Source organism: uncultured Brevundimonas sp., assembly GCF_937870815.1.
Classification (GTDB): Bacteria; Pseudomonadota; Alphaproteobacteria; order Caulobacterales; family Caulobacteraceae; genus Brevundimonas.
Map to the genome: position 1 here is coordinate 22,032 of NZ_CALMZS010000175.1, position 15,050 is coordinate 37,081.

The window sequence follows — 15,050 nt, forward strand, 5'->3', positions numbered from 1 at the left end:
CGGTCAGTCGGCGTCGGGCTGATTGTCCGGACGGGCCGCGAGGAAGGCCGGATGGGCGGCGGCGGCGGCGTCGACCGCCAGCAGGCGCGGAAAGGCCGCCAGCGGGACGTTGAAGCGGCGGGCCGAGTAGACCTGCGGGATCAGATAGCAGTCGGCCAGGGTGGGCGCCGCTCCGAAACACCAGCCGGCGCCGTGGACGCCGACCAGCCGCTCCAGCGCCTCGAAGCCGGGCAGGATCCAGCGCGCGGCCCAGGCCTCCACCGCCGCCTGGTCCGCGCCGAAGGTGTCGCGCAGGGCCTTGCCGACCCGCAGGTTGTTGAGCGGATGGATGTCGCAGCCGATCAGGGCCGCCATGGCCCGGACGTGGGCCCGGTCGACGGCCCCGGCGGGCAGCAGCGGCGGGACCGGATGGACCTCCTCCAGCCATTCGAGGATGGCCGGGCTCTGGGTCAGCACCGCGCCGTCGATCTCCAGCGCCGGCACCATGCCCTGGGGATTGAGCGCCACAAAGGCCGCGGACCGATGGGCGCCGGTGCGCAGATCGACGCCGCGCTGATCGTAGGTCAGCCCCTTGAGATTCAGGGCGATGCGGGTCCGATACGCCGCGCCGGAGCGCCAGTAGCCGTGCAGGATCATCGCGGCCTCAGGGTGAAGGTCAGGGGCGCGAGGCCGCCGATCGCCGCCTCGACCCGGTCCCCGGGCTGGAGCGGGCCGACGCCCTCGGGCGTGCCGGTGAAGATCAGGTCGCCGGGGCGGACCTCCCACAGCTCGCGAGCCTTGGCGAGAATCTCGTCGGGGGCCCAGATCATGTCGTCCAGCCGCCCCGACTGGCGGATCCCGCCATTCACCGACAGGCGGATCGGGGCGGCCGGATCGGGCAGGGCGCCGAGCGTCAGGGCCCCGCAGGGCGCGGACTGATCGAAGCCCTTGGCGGCGTCCCAGGGACGGCCCTTCGCCTTGGCCGCCGCCTGCAGGTCGCGCCGGGTCAGGTCGCAGCCCACCGCCCAGCCGACGACGCCGCCGCCCTCGCCGACGGCGCAGACCAGCTCCACCTCGTGATGCAGGTCGGTGGTGGCGGTCGGGAACAGCGGATCGGCGCCGCCGGTCACCAGCGCGTCGGCGGGCTTGGTGAAGAAGAAGGGCTCGGCCCGCTCCTGGCCCATTTCACGGGCGTGGGCGGCGTAGTTCTGGCCGACGCAAAGAATGCGGCGCACGGGCAGTCGGGCCGTCCGGCCGACGATCGGCAGCGAGGGCGTGGGGGCGGGCGGGAACAGCCAGTCGGTCATGGCCATTGTCTAGGACGGGACGCGCCGTTGCGCCAGCGGCGCGGCATGTTGCGCCGCGGAACCGGCAGGTCGGAGTGGCGTTCCGGCTCAGGGTTCTCTATCTAACCGTCAAGCTTGCACAGCGGAGCGCGCACATGGCCACGACCAAGGCAGCAAGGACAGCCGTGAAGAACGACATCAACACCCTGAAGGACGACCTGAAAACGCTCGGCGCCGAGGAAAAGGCGCGGCTGCGTGAAAAGGCGGCCGCGGCCGAAACCCGCCTGCGCGCCAGGGCGGCCGAGACGGAGGCCCGGATCCGCGAGCAGTCCGAGGTTATGCGCGAACGCGCCCGCGGCTATTACGACACCGCCCGGGTGCGCGGCCGTGAATATTACGACGAGGCCAGCGAACGCTTCGACGAGGCCCAGCGCTATCTGACCGAACGGGTCCAGGAGCGCCCGATGCAGTCGACCGCCATCGCCCTCGGCGTCGGCGTCGTCCTCGGCCTGCTGCTCGCCGGCCGCCGCCGCTGATGATCGGCGGAGGGCTGGCCCGGAAGCTGGCGAGGAAGGCCGTCGCGGCCGCCGTGGCGGCGGGCGCGGCCCTGGTCGCCGTGATCGCGTTCGGGGCGACGATCTTCTACGCCCTGTGCCTGGTGGTCGTGCCGCTCGCCGCGGCCGCCCTGACCATGCTGCTGTTCGCCCTGGCCGCGCTGGCGGTGGCGATGACATTCCTGCGGCGCGAGGCCGGCGAGGAAGAGGTCGAGGAGGACGAGCCGGCCGGTCTGGCCGAGCGCGCCTACGCCCTGTTCCGAAACCGGCCCATCCTGGGGACGGCGGCGGCCCTGGCGGGGGGATGGATTTTCCTGCGCAACCCGGCGCTGGCGACGATGGTGGCCGCGGCCTTCACCGAGAAACCGCACGGGCGCCGGCGCCGCTGAGCGGAACGGGCCGCAGGCCGGAGAGTTGATCCCGCAGGCGCGGCGGTCTGAGCCGCTCCTTTGGATCAACATTCCGGGAGTCCGCTCATGCTTCGCTGGGCCCTTATCTTCCTCGTCCTCGCCATCATCGCCGGCGCCCTCGGCGCGGGCGGCGTCGCGGGCCTGTCGATGAACATCGCCTATGTGCTGTTCATCGTCTTCCTGATCCTGCTGGTCGTGCACTTCTTCCAGGGGCGGCGCGGCACCAGGATCTAGATCTAGTCTAACGTGAAGACCGAGATCAGCCTCCACGTCCTGGCCTACAACATGAAGCGGGTGCTGGCAGTGCTCGGAACGAAGCCCATGATGGAGGCGATCAGAGCCTGAGAAGGAGGCGCTCTGCGCCTCGTCACAAACTCGTGAACCGATCAAGCTCAGAGCATTTTTACACGGCCTCGGTCGGTAGCGGCCACTGGTACGACGGTAAAGTTTGCGGAAAGGCCGCGCCTACTGCCGCGACAGGGCGCCGGCCAGGATGACGTCGACCTGTTTGCCCATGCGCTCGCCGAGCTGGGCCTCGGTCCAGCCGTCGTAGGCGGCGTGGCGGTAGTTGGCCAGGAAGGCGCCGTAGATCATCTCGCTCAGCAGCCGCACGTCGGCGTCCTGGCGCAGTTCGCCCTCGCCCACCCCGGCCTGCAGGGTGTCGGTGACGATCGAGAGGATCGGCTTGATGGCGGCGCGGGTGCGCATTTCGGCGGCCACGGGCTGGAACCACGAGCGGGCGATCACCGCCTGGACCAGCGGCAGCTGCTCCAGCGAGCCGTGGTAGCCGGCGCCCAGGGCGGACAGCAGACGGGCGCGCACCGAGCCCTCGGCGCCGGCGGCGGCCTTCATGGTCTCCGCCAGACGGCCCAGGTCGCTCGCCAGGACCGCCTCGAACAGTTCGGCCTTGTCCTGGAAATTGGCGAACACCGCGCCGGTCGACATGCCGGCGGCCTTGGCGATGTCGCGGATGGTGGCCGGATCGTAGCCGCGCTCGGCGAACAGCTGGCGGGCGGCGTCGAGGACCTTCTGCCGGGTGCGGACCTTGGCCGCCTGGCGGCGGTTCAGACGGGGGGCGTCGGACTCGGGCTGGGAATCGGTCTGGAGGGAGGACAGGGCGACATCTCGCATGAAACGGATACTCGACTGGACGGCGGATAGGGCCCGCCGATCGAAAACTTACCGCCGAAGCGATGGGGAGGGAGCGGAAACGCGACGCCGCGCAGCCGCAGGGAATCGTCTTCTGACGACGGGGGGCAGTCATCACGCAACGATGACCAAAATGGGGTGAGGAGATTAACGTGACGATGACCGCGGAGGTTAACGCCGCGACATCTTGACCGGTTCAGCTTCGTCCCCTGGACCGCAGGGCCCGCGCCTTGCGGGGCCGGTCGGCCCGGTCGGGCATGGCCTCCTGGAACAGGGCGCGGAACCGGTCGCGCCGTTCGTGGATCGAGGCCAGCACCAGCCCCATCGGCACCCCGAGGTCGACGAGGGTGTTCTCGGCCAGCTGCAGCGCCGCTTCGGTGGTTTCCGGCACGGCGTCGGTGACCCCCAGCCGGTAGAGCCGCTCGGCGTGGCGTTCGTCGCGGGCGCGGGCGATGAGGATCAGCTCGGGCCGCAGCCGGCGCACGGCGCTGACCACCTCGTCGACCTTGGCGGGGGCGTCCATGGTGACGATGACGGCGCGGGCGGTGTCCACGCCGCACAGCTGGAGCATTTCGGGCCGGCCCGCGTCGCCGTAGAAGACATCGGCCCCTTCGGCCCGGGCCCTGGCGACGGTCGAGGCGTCGGAGTCCACGGCCAGATAGGCCTGGCCGTGCTGGGTCAGCAGCTCCCCGACCAGGCGGCCGACCCGGCCGAAGCCGACGATCAGCACCTTGTCCGCGGTGTCGGTCGGCTCCAGCGCCTCGTCCGGCAGGTCCGGGGGGGCGGTCGCCTGGCGGGTCAGCCGACCGGCCAGGGCGGCCATCGCCGGGATGGTGAAGATGCTGATCGTGGCCGCGACCAGAACGGTGCCGGTGAAGGCCGGCGAGGCGATGCCCTCGACCAGGCCGGCGCCGAGGATGACGAAGGCGAATTCGCCGGCCGGACCGAGCACCAGCGCCGTCTCGACCGCCGCCTTGCGCTTGACGCCCCACAGCCGCGCGGCGCCGAAGATCATCGCGACCTTGATCCCGGTCAGGGCGGCGGCGAGGCCGAACACGCCCAGCGGATTGGCCGCCACGGCGTCGAGATCGAGGCCGATGCCGACGCCGACGAAGAAGACGCCGAGCAGCAGGCCCCTGAAAGGCTCTATGGCCAGCTCGACCTCGCGCCGGAACTCCGTCTCGGCCAGCAGCACGCCGGCGATCAGGGCCCCGAGGCTCATCGACAGGCCCGCCGCCTGGGCCGCGACGCCGGCCCCGACGACGACCAGCAGGCTGGCGGCCACGAACATCTCCTGCCCCTGGCCGCGCGCCTTGGCCTTGGCCACCGAGCGGAACATCGGCCGCAGCACCAGCCGGCCCAGCCCGACCAGCAGCGCCAGGCCGATCGCCGCTGGAACCAGCGTCAGCAGCGCCGTCCTCAGCGTGCCGGCGTCGATGTCGCCGCCGCCCTGCGCCAGCGCCGCCAGCACGGTGACGGTGATCAGGATCGGGGCCACGGCCAGGTCCTGGGCGAGCAGGACCGCGAAGGTCGCCCGGCCGGAGGCGGTCCGCACCCGCCCCCGCTCGGCCAGCACCGGCATGACCACCGCCGTCGACGACAGCGCCAGCCCCATGCCCAGCACCGTCGCCGAAACCAGCGGCTGTCCCATCAGTACGAACAGCGCCGCCAGCGCCACGGCGCACGCCGCCACCTGGGTCAGGCCCAGGCCGAACACCAGCCGGCGCATCGACCTGAGCCGTTCCCACGACAGCTCCAGCCCGATCATGAACAGCAGGAAGGCGACGCCGAGCTCGGACAGGGAGCGGATCTGCCCGGCGTCGGAAATGGTCAGCCAGGCCAGCCACGGCGCGCTCTCCGACAGGCGCGCCAGCCCGTCGGGCCCGAGCAGCACGCCCGCGGCGAGGAAGCCGAGGATGGGGCTGATCCTCAAGCGGTTGAACAGCGGGACCATGACGCCCGCGGCGGCCAGAAAGACCACCAGGTCCTTGTATTCGCCGCCCGCGCCGCCGTGACCCGTCATTCGACCTCCGCACGGCTCAGCCTACAGGCTGAGGCGCCGGCCTGTCCGGGTTTCCGTCGCATAATGACAAAAAATTCAGGCGACAGGCCATCTTCCGGGCGTAGGGTCCGGCGACCTTCCGGAAAGCGAAGTCAAGTCGAGGGAATTCCACATGAAGAAGCTGCTGATCGGGGCCGCCGCCGGCGCCCTGCTCCTGCCTGCCGCGCCCGCCGCGGCCCAGCATTTCGCCGACGGCGGCCATGACCACGCCTGCGTCGACGACGCCTGCACGGTGTTCGAGCTGTTCCAGACGCCCGAGGCCGGCGCCGCGGTGACCGGCTACCAGGGCGTCGAGGCGCCGAAATACGGGACCTGGGGCTTCGACCTGGCCGGTCGCGACACCTCGGTGTCGCCGGGCGAGAGCTTCATGCGCCACGCCAACGGCGCCGCGCTCGACGCCATGCAGATCCCGTCGGACCGCACCAGCTACGGCTCCTTCGCCCTGCTGCGCGAACTGTCGGACAACCGGGTCAAGGCGATGATCGAGGGGCTCGTGGCCCGCACCGACCTGGCCCCGGGCTCGGACGAACAGAAGATCGCCGACGCCTACCGCGCCTATATGGACGAGGCCCGCATCGAGGCGCTCGACGCCCAGCCGCTGCAGCCCTATCTGGCCGCCATCCGCGCCGCCGACACCCACCACAAGGCCGCGGTCTACATGGGCGAGACCCAGGGCCGCATCGGCGGGTCGATCTTCGGCTCCGGCATCTCCACCGACCAGAAGGCCCCGACCCGCTATGTCGTCACCACCGGCCAGTCGGGCCTCGGCCTGCCCAACCGCGACTACTATCTCGACGCCCGCTTCGCCGGGAAGAAGGCGCTGTACCGCGCCTATGTCGAGCGCATGCTGGGGATGATCGGCTGGGAGAACCCCGCCGCCAGCGCCGACGCCATCCTCGCCTTCGAGACCCGCATCGCCGAGGCGCACTGGACCCCGGTCCAGAACCGCAACCGCGACGAGACCTACAACGAATACACCATCGCCCAGCTGGCCGCCGAGGCCCCCGGCTTCCCGTGGCAGGACTACTATTCGGCCATCGGCGTCGGCGACGTGCCGCGGCTGATCGTCCGCCAGGACACGGCCATGCCCAAGATCGCCGCCATCTACGCCGAGACCCCGATCGAGGTGATCCAGGCCTGGCAGGCCTTCCACACCACCGACGACGGGGCCGGCCTGCTGTCGCGCCGCTTCGCCGACGCCCAGTGGGAGTTCCGCTCGCGCGACCTGAACGGCCAGCCGGCGCAGCGGCCCCGCGACAAGCGCGGCGTCAGCTTCGCCGAGGGCATGCTCGGCGAGGCCGTCGGCCGCCAGTATGTGGCCGAATACTTCCCCGCCGAGTCCAAGGCCAAGATGGAGGAGCTGGTCGCCAACCTGCGCATCGCCCTGGGCAATCGCATCAACACCTACGGCTGGATGGGCGACGCCACCAAGGCCGCGGCCCAGGACAAGCTGGCCAAATTCACCGTCAAGATCGGCTATCCCGGCAAGTGGCGCGACTATTCGGCCCTCGAGGTCCGGCCCGACGACCTGTTCGGCAATGGCGAGCGGGCCGGCCTGTTCCGCTGGAACTATCAGCTCGCCCGGCTCAACGAGCCGGTCGACAAGGAGGAGTGGGGCATGACCCCGCAGACGGTCAACGCCTACTATAATTCGACCAACAACGAGATCGTCTTCCCGGCCGCCATCCTGCAGCCGCCCTTCTTCGATCCCGACGCGGATCCGGCCGTCAACTACGGCGGCATCGGCGGCGTCATCGGCCACGAGATCGGCCACGGCTTCGACGACCAGGGCTCCAAGTCCGACGGCGACGGCGTGCTGCGCAACTGGTGGACCGACGAGGACAAGGCCAATTTCCAGGCCCTGACCGCCCGTCTCGGGGCCCAGTACGACCAGTTCGAGCCGGTCCCGGGGCATCCGGTCCAGGGCGCCCTGACCATGGGCGAGAACATCGGCGACGCGGCCGGCAACGCGGTCGGGCTCGAGGCCTACCACCTGTCGCTGGACGGCCGGCCCGCCCCGGTCGTCGACGGCCTGACCGGCGACCAGCGCTTCTTCTACGGCTGGGCCCAGGTCTGGCAGTCGAAATACCGCCACGACGCCCTGATCAACCAGATCGCCACCGACCCGCACAGCCCGGCCGAGTTCCGGGTCATCGGGCCGGTGCGCAACATCGACGCCTGGTACGAGGCCTTCGACGTCCAGCCGGGCGACAGATACTACCTCGCCCCGGAAGACCGCGTCCGCATCTGGTAGGCCGGTCTTCACCGAAGGGGAGGGCCGGGGCGGCGTGCTCCGGCCCCTTTCCGACCCGCGGCCGGAACGGTCAGAGCGTCAGGCCGACTTTCGGGGCCGCCCAGACCATGGCCAGGTACAGCGCCACCGTCAGGGCGCAGCCGGCGGCGAGGGCCGGATAGAAGGCCACGCCGCGCTTCAGCAGCAGGGGGATCAGCAGGAACATCGGCAGCGACGGCAGCACATACCAGAAGGTGGCTCCGGCGTGCGCCGCCATGCGGGCCGGGTCGGCGGTGTCCCGCCACAGCCAGATCATGCCCAGCACCGAGACCAGCGGCAGGGACGCCACCAGGGCCGCGAAGCCGGGACTGCGTTTGGCGATCTCGGAGACGAGGGCGATGATCACCCCGGACAGCAGGGCCTTGACGATCAGGTAGAGCATGCGGCTTCTCCCGGCCGGGCGCGAAAAAGCCCGCCGCGGGGGATACATCGCGGCGGGCTTCTTTCGCTCTCTACGGAGCGGACGTTTCCTCCCCGAAACGCCTCCGAAAGGCTGCTACGCCGGGGCGCCGCAGCTTCCGAGTGGCCACAGGATGACGACATTCCAGGGGTCAAGTCAATGAAGTCGCTTCTGAAACGGGCGGTTTTCATCACTTATCAATGATAACTCACGCATCCGTGTGCGGAGCGTCGACGATCCGGCGGACGGTGGCGACGAGGTCGGCGCGCGGCACCACCACCTGGCCGGGCCGCTCGGCCTTCCAGGCCTCGTTGTCGGCGATCCCCGCGGCCAGGGCCCGGCCGGCGTCGAGATCCTTGATGGTGACCCGGCCGGCGGCGATCTCGTCGCCGCCGAGGATCACCGCCGCCGGCGCGCCCCGGCGGTCGGCGTATTTCATCTGGGCCTTCATCCCGGCCCGGCCGAGGTAGAGCTCGGCCGCGATCCCGGCGTTGCGCAGCTCGGCCACGGCGTCGAGATAGTGCTGCATGTCGGCCTCGGAGAAGACGATCGCCACCACCGGCCCGCGCCCCGCGTCGGCGGCGCCGCGTCCGGCCGCGCGCAGGGCCGAGGCCAGGCGCGACACCCCGAACGAAAGGCCGGTGGCCGGCAGGCGCTCGCCGGTGAAGCGGGCCACCAGATCGTCATAGCGGCCGCCGCCGACGATCGAGCCGAAGCGCAGGGCCCTGCCCTTGTCGTCGGTGGTGTCCAGCAGCAGGTCGGCCTCGAACACGGCCCCGGTGTAGTATTCCAGACCGCGCACGATGGTCGGGTCGAAGCGCACCGCCGCCTGGCCGACCTTCATGGCCCCCAGGGCGGCGTCGATCGCCGCCAGTTCGGCCAGGGCCGCCTCGCCGGCCGCGCCGATGTCGCCCGACCGGGCCACCGCCTCCAGGGTCCCGGCCCGGGTCGCCGCGCCGTCCCCGGCCGAGGCCAGGAAGCCCTCGACGGCCCCGATCACCTTCGACGGCAGCCGGGCCCCGCGGGTATAGTCGCCGGACTCGTCCAGCCGGCCCTCGCCGAGCAGGGCCTGGACGCCGTCCCAGCCGAGCCGGTCGTATTTGTCGATGGCCCGCAGGGCGGTCAGCTTCTGGCCCGCGTCCCCGACGCCGCCGGCCTCGAACAGGCCGTCGAACAGCTTGCGGTTCGAGACCCGGACCACCGCCTGGTCGGCGCCCAGCCCCGCCGCCCGCAGGCCCTCGCAGGCCATGGCGATGATTTCGGCGTCGGCCTCGGGCCGGTCCGAGCCGACCGTGTCGGCGTCGCACTGGACGAATTCGCGGAAGCGGCCCGGGCCGGGCTTCTCGTTGCGCCACACCGGCCCGAAGGCGTAGCGGCGGAACGGCTTGGGCAGGGTCTCCCAGTTCTGGGCGACGAAGCGGGCCAGCGGCGCGGTCAGGTCGTAGCGCAGCGCCATCCACTCCCCGGCCCCGGCCTCGTCCGGATCGTCCTGCAGGGCGAAGACGCCCTCGTTCGGGCGGTCGGCGTCGGGCAGGAATTTGCCCAGGGCGTCGGCGTATTCGAAGGCCCCGGTGTCCAGCGGCTCGAATCCCCAGCGCTCGTAGACGGCGGACACCCGCGCCACCAGCCGGCGCTCGGCGATCAGGTCGCGGCCGCGCCGGTCGGCGAAGCCCCGGGGGGCGCGGGCTTCGGGGCGTGAGGAGGCGGCGTCTGCGGTCATGCCGCGCTTCTTAGAGGGGCGAGGGGCGAGGGTCGAGGGGCGAGGGGCTGGGGGCTGGGGGCTGGGGCCAGCATCCAGGGGCTGGGCCAGGTCACAGGATGGAGCGCTGGCACGGCGGCTCGAAATCCGCGGCCCCATCGGCCGGTACCCTGGACCCTAGCCCCTAGCCCCTAGCCCCTAGCCCCTAGCCGTCAGGCCGCCGCCCTCCGGATCGGCACCATCCGGCGGTAGGTCAGGCAGCGCCAGCCCCATTCCAGCGGGCCCATCCGGAACACCGACAGCCACAGCGGCGACCAGATCAGCTGGGCCGCCCAGACCGCGCCGATGACCATCCACATCTCGGGCCAGCCGATCTGCCCGTACCAGCCCAGGCCGCGACCGCCGTAGAAGATGGTCGTCATGATCAGGGTCTGGGTCAGATAGTTGGTGAAGGCCATCCGGCCGGCGCTGGCGAGGGGATACAGGATCAGCTTCAGGCCGAACCGCGCCAGCAGGATCAGGGCGCTGGCGTAGGCGAGCGACACGAGCGGGGCGAGGAAGGTGTTGGCCGTCTTGCGGCCGGTTTCGAGGAAGGGGAAATCGGCGGCGATGACGGCCGCGGACTCCCGCCAGATCAGCCACAGGGCGCCCGCGCCGAGGGCGACGGACAGGGCGTAGATCCAGGCGGGCGAGCGTCCGGCCAGGAAGCCCGCCTTGAACAGGCCCATGCCGATCATCATCAGTGCGGCCGTGGCCGGCAGGAAGATGACCAGTAAGAAGGGGGCGACGCCGAGCCACTGCTGCATCAGGTGCAGGGTGACCGACAGGGCGTCGCCGCGAAACGGCGCGATCATCTCCTGAAGCTTGGCCGGATCATCGATCCAGCCCATGCTCTTCATGGCCCCGGCCAGCGCCTCAGGCGGCGCCACGGCGAGCATGGATATCAGGCCGACATAGAGGGCCGAGCAGATCACGTTGACCGCGACCCCGACGATCAGCAGACGTCGCGCGCTCCACGACCGCACCAGCATTACGAACACCCCGGTCCATGCGTAGAGCAGCAGGATGTCGCCGTACCAGAAGGCGAGGCCGTGGATCAGGCCGAAGATCGCCAGCCAGAACAGGCGCGAGCGCAACAGCCTGCCCCGCGCCTTGTCCGAACGCTCACCCCCGATCAGGAAGATCGACGCCCCGAACAGCATCGAGAACAGGGTGCGCATCTTGTCCTGGAAGAAGACGTGCATGATCTGCCAGCCCTGCGCCGCCCCGGCGTCGAAGCCGGGCTGAAGCGGCGGATTGCTGGACACGACATGCGGCCAGGCGAAGGACATGGCGTTGACAGCGAGGATGCCCAGAACGGCCAGGCCGCGCACGACGTCGAGGCTGAACAGGCGGTCGTTGGCGCGCACCGGCGCCAGCACCGGCTGCGGTTGAGGCGTATCGGCTGCGGCCATGGCGTTTCCCCCACTCAGGCGGGGCGCAGCTTGGCCCCGATGGCGCGCTCGTCATACTGAATTTGCCGTAACGCGGGCCCGGCGAAGGCTCAGTCCGGCTCGCGCTCGCCGATCAGGCCGAGGCGGTCGCGCACCTCCGGCTGGGGCCGGAAGGCGATGAAGGCGGCGCACAGCCCGGCCCACAGGGCGTAGCTGACGCCGACCAGCACCGCGACCGAAAGCCCGCCGACGCCGTAGATCAGCAGCGAGGTCTCGCTGCCGCCGACCGCCTCGCCGACATTGGCCGCGTTGAGCCACTGCAGCACGGACTGGATCACGGCGAACAGCGCCCCCAGGGCGGCCGCCAGCAGGCCGCCGAAGAACATGAAGCGCCAGATGACGCCGAGCCGGGTCGCCGGCCGGCCGCTGCGCCGGCGCTCCTGGTCCAGCAGCCAGAGGCCGCCGGGCACGGCCAGCAGGCCGACGAACAGCACCATCAGCCGCCAGTCGACCTCGAGCCCGGGCGCCCAGTGCCTCGGCGGCCACAGCGGCAGGGTGAGGATCAGCGGCGGCCACAGCACGCCGAGCGCGGCCGCGGCCACGATGGCGTAAGGCTCGCGCCGCCACGTCACCCGGGTCTGGCCGGGAAAGTCCTCGGGTCTCTCCAGCCGCCGGATCATCGGGTCGGGGTCGGCGTATCGCCGGAATAGTCGTAGAAGCCGCGCCCGGACTTGCGCCCCAGCCAGCCGGCCTCGACGTATTTCACCAGCAGCGGGCAGGGCCGGTATTTGCTGTCGGCGAGGCCGTCGTAGAGCACGTTCATGATCGCCAGCACCACGTCCAGTCCCATGAAGTCCGCCAGTTCGAGCGGGCCCATCGGATGGTTGGCGCCCAGCTTCAGCGCCTTGTCGATCGAGGCCACGTTCCCGACCCCCTCATAGAGGGTGTAGATCGCCTCGTTGATCATCGGCACCAGGATGCGGTTGACGATGAAGGCGGGGAAGTCCTCGGCGTTGGTGGTGGTCTTGCCCAGCGATTCCGCGAAGGCCACGGCGGCGTCGTAGGTTTCCGCCGAGGTGGCGATGCCGCGGACGATCTCGACCAGCTTCATCACCGGGGCCGGCTTCATGAAATGCAGGCCGATGAACCGCTCGGGCCGGTCGGTGACCGAGGCCAGCCGGGTGATCGAGATCGACGAGGTGTTCGAGGCCAGCAGGGTGTCGGGCCCGAGGTGGGGGACCAGATCGGCCAGGATCGACTTCTTGACCGCCTCGTCCTCGACCGCCGCCTCGATGACCAGGTCCGCCCTGGCCGCCTCGGCCAGCGACCGCGCCGGCCGGATCCGGGCCAAGGCGGCGTCGGCCTCGGCCTGGCCGACCAGGCCGCGGGCGACCTGGCGCGACAGGCTGGCGGCGATCGCCCCCTGCGCCTGCGGCACCCGCTCGGCCGCGATGTCGTGCAGCAGCACGTCATAGCCGCCCGTGGCGACGGTCTGGGCGATGCCCGCCCCCATCTGGCCCGCGCCGACGATGGCGACTGATCGGATTGTGGTCATGAAGTCCGGTGCACTGGCGGGCGCGGGGCCCGATCGGAGCGGCACCCTAGACGGCCTGCCGGGCGGCGCAAGCGCCGGCCGGCCGCCGCGGCCTCGCGCCGGTCCGTCTGTCGCCCGTCGGTCACGCCTAGAGCCTGATCGGTTGAGGAGGAATCGCTTCGCGATTCCGCCGATGCCGTGAATCAGGCTCCAGTAATGCTGGAGCGAAGATCCGGGTTTGGACGCGATCGCGTCCAAACCGATTTCGCTCTAGCCCAGGGTCTGGATCAGGAACGGGGCGCTGATGCGGTTGAACAGTATGCCGAGGAACTGGAGCGTCAGAATGGCCACGATCGGGGTGATGTCCAGCCCGCCCAGCGGCGGAATGATGCGCCGGAACGGCGCCAGGATGGGGCCGGTCAGGGCGTCGAGGAAGGCGGCGACCTGGTTCACGAAGCGGTTGCGGTGATTGATGACGTCGAACGCGAACAGCCAGCTCAGCACGGCCGACAGTATGATCGCCCAGGTCATGAGCGACAGGATTGTGTTGACCAGCCAGACGATGGCGTAACCCATGGACGATGTGCTCCCGCGATGCCGTTCGCTTCTAGCGCGTCGGCCCCGGCAGTCCAAGGCTGGCGCGGAGGTGATGACGACCGGCGCGCAAAGCCGTTGACACCACCGGCCGCCCCCGCCTATGTCGCGCCCTCGCCTGAACCCGGAAACGGGGCCGTAGCTCAGTTGGTAGAGCGCGTCGTTCGCAATGACGAGGTCAGGGGTTCGACTCCCCTCGGCTCCACCATTCCTTTACAATTCAACAGTTTGGGAGGTTCTGGCGAAACCTGTGACCCAACGCGCTACACACAGTCTCCAGAAAACCGTCGAAAAAGCGTGGCTCCACAAGGATTTCTCGCGCCGCAGCCTGCCACACAGACCCGCATCACCAACCGTCTTCACGCTCTCTTGGGCCGTCGCGACGGTCGCGGTCTAACGGGTCGTCGAAAACACCTGGGCTGATCCTCCGGGGGGACCACCTTCTACCTTCGTCTCCGAGTGCCTCGACACCTGTCGGCTAAATCGTTTGAGCGTTGCCCAGCAGTTCCATGAGGGAGCGATTTATATAGTAGTTGTCTCGCCCCAACTTAACCTTCGTCATCATGCCGATCCGGGTGAGTTCATCGAGGTATCGGGTAGCAGTTATCCTGCTGACACCCACGTCGCGCTCGACAAAGGCGATCTTGCTGTAGGGATGGCTGAAGATGTTGTTCAGAAGTTCTTGGCTGTAAATTCGCGGAAGCTCGTTTCGCATCTTGAACTTGATTTCCTGCATCAGGGTGCGAATCCGTTGGACGAGGCGGGTGGTTTGGCCCGCGGTTTGTTCGACACCCTCCAGCATCCAGAGAATCCACTCTTCCCAGGCGCCACTGTCTCTGACCGCCTGGAGTAGCCGATAATAGTCAGCCTTGTTCTGATTCACGTATCTTGAGAGATATAGAACAGGGTAATCAAGAAGGCCGGACCGGATGATGTAAAGGATATTCAGGATGCGACCGGTTCTGCCATTCCCGTCGTAAAAGGGATGTATGGTTTCAAACTGGTGGTGCATGATCGCCATCTTCACCAAGGGGTCTAAGTCACTCATCCCATCGTCGTTCATGAATGCCTCAAGATTTCTCATGAGATCGACGATTTCGTCATGGCTTTGGGGGGGAGTGAAGACGACCTCGCCCGTGCGATCATTCTTAAGGGCGGTGCCGGGCAGCTTCCGAAAACCAGCCTGATTTTCCTCCAATGTGGCCTGGATCGAGAGGATGTCATTGCTGGGAATGAGGCCGGTCTGTCGGACGGCTTGGTAGCCCTCCCGCAAAGCGCGGGCGTAGCTGTAGACTTCCTTGGCGGCGAGGCTTGCAAAGCGGGCGGCGACCGCATCGCTCCGATATAGGTCGTCGTGGGTCGTGATGATGTTCTCGATAGCAGAGCTATCCTTCGCTTCCTGGAGCGATAGCGTGTTGAGGAGGATGCCCTCGTTGGGAACGGAGCTTGCTGCCCCCTTCAATTCCGCCAGCGCGCTCCGAGCGGCTGCGAGCTTTTTCAGAACGGGCTTGGTTTCGGGGTCGAAACCCAACGGTAGCTTCGGTGGCGTGTAACCTACCAAGGCAGCCATGTCTGAAATCTCACATGCATAGGAACGGCGGGTTTTCTATACGCGTTTTTGAAATATGCATAGAGCCTCCGAGAGAGATGCGCACAT

15 protein-coding genes, 1 tRNA gene and 1 pseudogene are annotated in these 15,050 nt (G+C 69.2%); 6 read left to right on the plus strand and 11 right to left on the minus strand.

The genetic code is table 11. The features are described 5' to 3' along the window. Window positions 1-3: 3 nt before the first annotated feature. Together maiA and Q0588_RS11545 are read right to left on the minus strand one after the other, a co-directional pair. Window positions 4-636 (minus strand): maleylacetoacetate isomerase, encoded by a 633-nt coding sequence (gene maiA / locus Q0588_RS11540; RefSeq protein ID WP_298746190.1) that lies wholly within the window; start codon window positions 634-636, stop codon window positions 4-6. Beyond that, complete coding sequence (locus Q0588_RS11545; protein WP_298746192.1) at window positions 633-1,286, minus strand: fumarylacetoacetate hydrolase family protein; 654 nt, start codon at window positions 1,284-1,286, stop codon at window positions 633-635. Before Q0588_RS11545 ends, maiA begins: the two co-directional genes overlap by 4 nt. 134 nt (window positions 1,287-1,420) lie before the next feature. Here Q0588_RS11545 and Q0588_RS11550 point away from each other — a divergent pair, with 134 nt between their 5' ends. The 4 genes and pseudogenes from Q0588_RS11550 to Q0588_RS11565 all read left to right on the plus strand — a co-directional run. Then, on the plus strand, window positions 1,421-1,801 hold the full coding sequence (locus Q0588_RS11550; RefSeq protein WP_298746194.1) for a DUF883 domain-containing protein: 381 nt from the start codon (window positions 1,421-1,423) through the stop codon (window positions 1,799-1,801). After that, window positions 1,801-2,208 (plus strand): hypothetical protein, encoded by a 408-nt coding sequence (locus tag Q0588_RS11555; protein WP_298746196.1) that lies wholly within the window; start codon window positions 1,801-1,803, stop codon window positions 2,206-2,208. Before Q0588_RS11550 ends, Q0588_RS11555 begins: the two co-directional genes overlap by 1 nt. An 87-nt stretch (window positions 2,209-2,295) precedes the next feature. Beyond that, on the plus strand, window positions 2,296-2,463 hold the full coding sequence (locus tag Q0588_RS11560) for a DUF1328 family protein (RefSeq protein ID WP_298746198.1): 168 nt from the start codon (window positions 2,296-2,298) through the stop codon (window positions 2,461-2,463). Between the two features lie 9 nt (window positions 2,464-2,472). Next, window positions 2,473-2,574: pseudogene (locus tag Q0588_RS11565) on the plus strand (hypothetical protein); the annotation flags it as partial. A 120-nt stretch (window positions 2,575-2,694) separates the two neighbouring features. On the opposite strand, the gene Q0588_RS11570 reads toward Q0588_RS11565, so the two are convergent. Together Q0588_RS11570 and Q0588_RS11575 are read right to left on the minus strand one after the other, a co-directional pair. Beyond that, on the minus strand, window positions 2,695-3,360 hold the full coding sequence (locus Q0588_RS11570; protein WP_298746199.1) for a TetR/AcrR family transcriptional regulator: 666 nt from the start codon (window positions 3,358-3,360) through the stop codon (window positions 2,695-2,697). A gap of 214 nt (window positions 3,361-3,574) precedes the next feature. Continuing rightward, window positions 3,575-5,401, minus strand: coding sequence for a cation:proton antiporter (locus Q0588_RS11575; protein ID WP_298746200.1), 1,827 nt, complete (start codon window positions 5,399-5,401; stop codon window positions 3,575-3,577). A 151-nt stretch (window positions 5,402-5,552) separates the two neighbouring features. Between Q0588_RS11575 and Q0588_RS11580 the strand changes: the two genes are divergently transcribed. Next, window positions 5,553-7,694, plus strand: coding sequence for a M13-type metalloendopeptidase (locus tag Q0588_RS11580; RefSeq protein WP_298746201.1), 2,142 nt, complete (start codon window positions 5,553-5,555; stop codon window positions 7,692-7,694). Between the two features lie 70 nt (window positions 7,695-7,764). On the opposite strand, the gene Q0588_RS11585 is transcribed toward Q0588_RS11580, so the two are convergent. The 6 genes from Q0588_RS11585 to Q0588_RS11610 form a co-directional block, all read right to left on the minus strand. Continuing rightward, window positions 7,765-8,115, minus strand: a complete 351-nt coding sequence (locus tag Q0588_RS11585; protein WP_298746202.1) for a DUF3147 family protein — start codon at window positions 8,113-8,115, stop codon at window positions 7,765-7,767. A 226-nt stretch (window positions 8,116-8,341) separates the two neighbouring features. Then, the gene (hisS, locus tag Q0588_RS11590; RefSeq protein ID WP_298746203.1) at window positions 8,342-9,853 is read right to left on the minus strand and encodes a histidine--tRNA ligase; all 1,512 of its coding nucleotides are present in this window, start codon (window positions 9,851-9,853) and stop codon (window positions 8,342-8,344) included. Between the two features lie 191 nt (window positions 9,854-10,044). Next, a complete protein-coding gene (locus tag Q0588_RS11595) occupies window positions 10,045-11,286 on the minus strand; it encodes a DUF418 domain-containing protein (protein WP_298746204.1) in 1,242 nt (413 codons plus the stop codon). An 89-nt stretch (window positions 11,287-11,375) separates the two neighbouring features. Then, window positions 11,376-11,945 carry a phthalate transporter gene (locus tag Q0588_RS11600; RefSeq protein ID WP_298746205.1) on the minus strand — a complete coding sequence of 190 codons (570 nt, stop codon included), beginning with the start codon at window positions 11,943-11,945 and terminating at the stop codon, window positions 11,376-11,378. Then, on the minus strand, window positions 11,942-12,820 hold the full coding sequence (locus Q0588_RS11605) for a 3-hydroxybutyryl-CoA dehydrogenase (protein ID WP_298746206.1): 879 nt from the start codon (window positions 12,818-12,820) through the stop codon (window positions 11,942-11,944). Before Q0588_RS11605 ends, Q0588_RS11600 begins: the two co-directional genes overlap by 4 nt. 249 nt (window positions 12,821-13,069) lie before the next feature. Next, window positions 13,070-13,375 (minus strand): YggT family protein, encoded by a 306-nt coding sequence (locus Q0588_RS11610; protein ID WP_298746208.1) that lies wholly within the window; start codon window positions 13,373-13,375, stop codon window positions 13,070-13,072. 150 nt (window positions 13,376-13,525) lie between these two features. Here Q0588_RS11610 and Q0588_RS11615 point away from each other — a divergent pair. Then, window positions 13,526-13,601, plus strand: a tRNA-Ala gene (locus tag Q0588_RS11615). Window positions 13,602-13,871: 270 nt separating this feature from the next. Here the strand turns inward: Q0588_RS11615 and Q0588_RS11620 are convergent. Next, window positions 13,872-14,963, minus strand: a complete 1,092-nt coding sequence (locus Q0588_RS11620) for a Fic family protein (RefSeq protein ID WP_298746210.1) — start codon at window positions 14,961-14,963, stop codon at window positions 13,872-13,874. Window positions 14,964-15,050 lie beyond the last annotated feature (87 nt).

Bases quoted from the DNA above. Each gene is read 5' to 3' on its own strand.
- Q0588_RS11595 (WP_298746204.1), bottom strand. From the start codon at position 11,286: ATGGCCGCAGCCGATACGCCTCAACCGCAGCCGGTGCTGGCGCCGGTG.
- hisS (WP_298746203.1), bottom strand. From the start codon at position 9,853: ATGACCGCAGACGCCGCCTCCTCACGCCCCGAAGCCCGCGCCCCCCGG.
- Q0588_RS11585 (WP_298746202.1), bottom strand. From the start codon at position 8,115: ATGCTCTACCTGATCGTCAAGGCCCTGCTGTCCGGGGTGATCATCGCC.
- maiA (WP_298746190.1), bottom strand. From the start codon at position 636: ATGATCCTGCACGGCTACTGGCGCTCCGGCGCGGCGTATCGGACCCGC.
- Q0588_RS11600 (WP_298746205.1), bottom strand. From the start codon at position 11,945: ATGATCCGGCGGCTGGAGAGACCCGAGGACTTTCCCGGCCAGACCCGG.
- Q0588_RS11560 (WP_298746198.1), top strand. From the start codon at position 2,296: ATGCTTCGCTGGGCCCTTATCTTCCTCGTCCTCGCCATCATCGCCGGC.
- Q0588_RS11580 (WP_298746201.1), top strand. From the start codon at position 5,553: ATGAAGAAGCTGCTGATCGGGGCCGCCGCCGGCGCCCTGCTCCTGCCT.
- Q0588_RS11550 (WP_298746194.1), top strand. From the start codon at position 1,421: ATGGCCACGACCAAGGCAGCAAGGACAGCCGTGAAGAACGACATCAAC.
- Q0588_RS11545 (WP_298746192.1), bottom strand. From the start codon at position 1,286: ATGACCGACTGGCTGTTCCCGCCCGCCCCCACGCCCTCGCTGCCGATC.
- Q0588_RS11620 (WP_298746210.1), bottom strand. From the start codon at position 14,963: ATGGCTGCCTTGGTAGGTTACACGCCACCGAAGCTACCGTTGGGTTTC.
- Q0588_RS11570 (WP_298746199.1), bottom strand. From the start codon at position 3,360: ATGCGAGATGTCGCCCTGTCCTCCCTCCAGACCGATTCCCAGCCCGAG.
- Q0588_RS11605 (WP_298746206.1), bottom strand. From the start codon at position 12,820: ATGACCACAATCCGATCAGTCGCCATCGTCGGCGCGGGCCAGATGGGG.
- Q0588_RS11555 (WP_298746196.1), top strand. From the start codon at position 1,801: ATGATCGGCGGAGGGCTGGCCCGGAAGCTGGCGAGGAAGGCCGTCGCG.
- Q0588_RS11575 (WP_298746200.1), bottom strand. From the start codon at position 5,401: ATGACGGGTCACGGCGGCGCGGGCGGCGAATACAAGGACCTGGTGGTC.
- Q0588_RS11610 (WP_298746208.1), bottom strand. From the start codon at position 13,375: ATGGGTTACGCCATCGTCTGGCTGGTCAACACAATCCTGTCGCTCATG.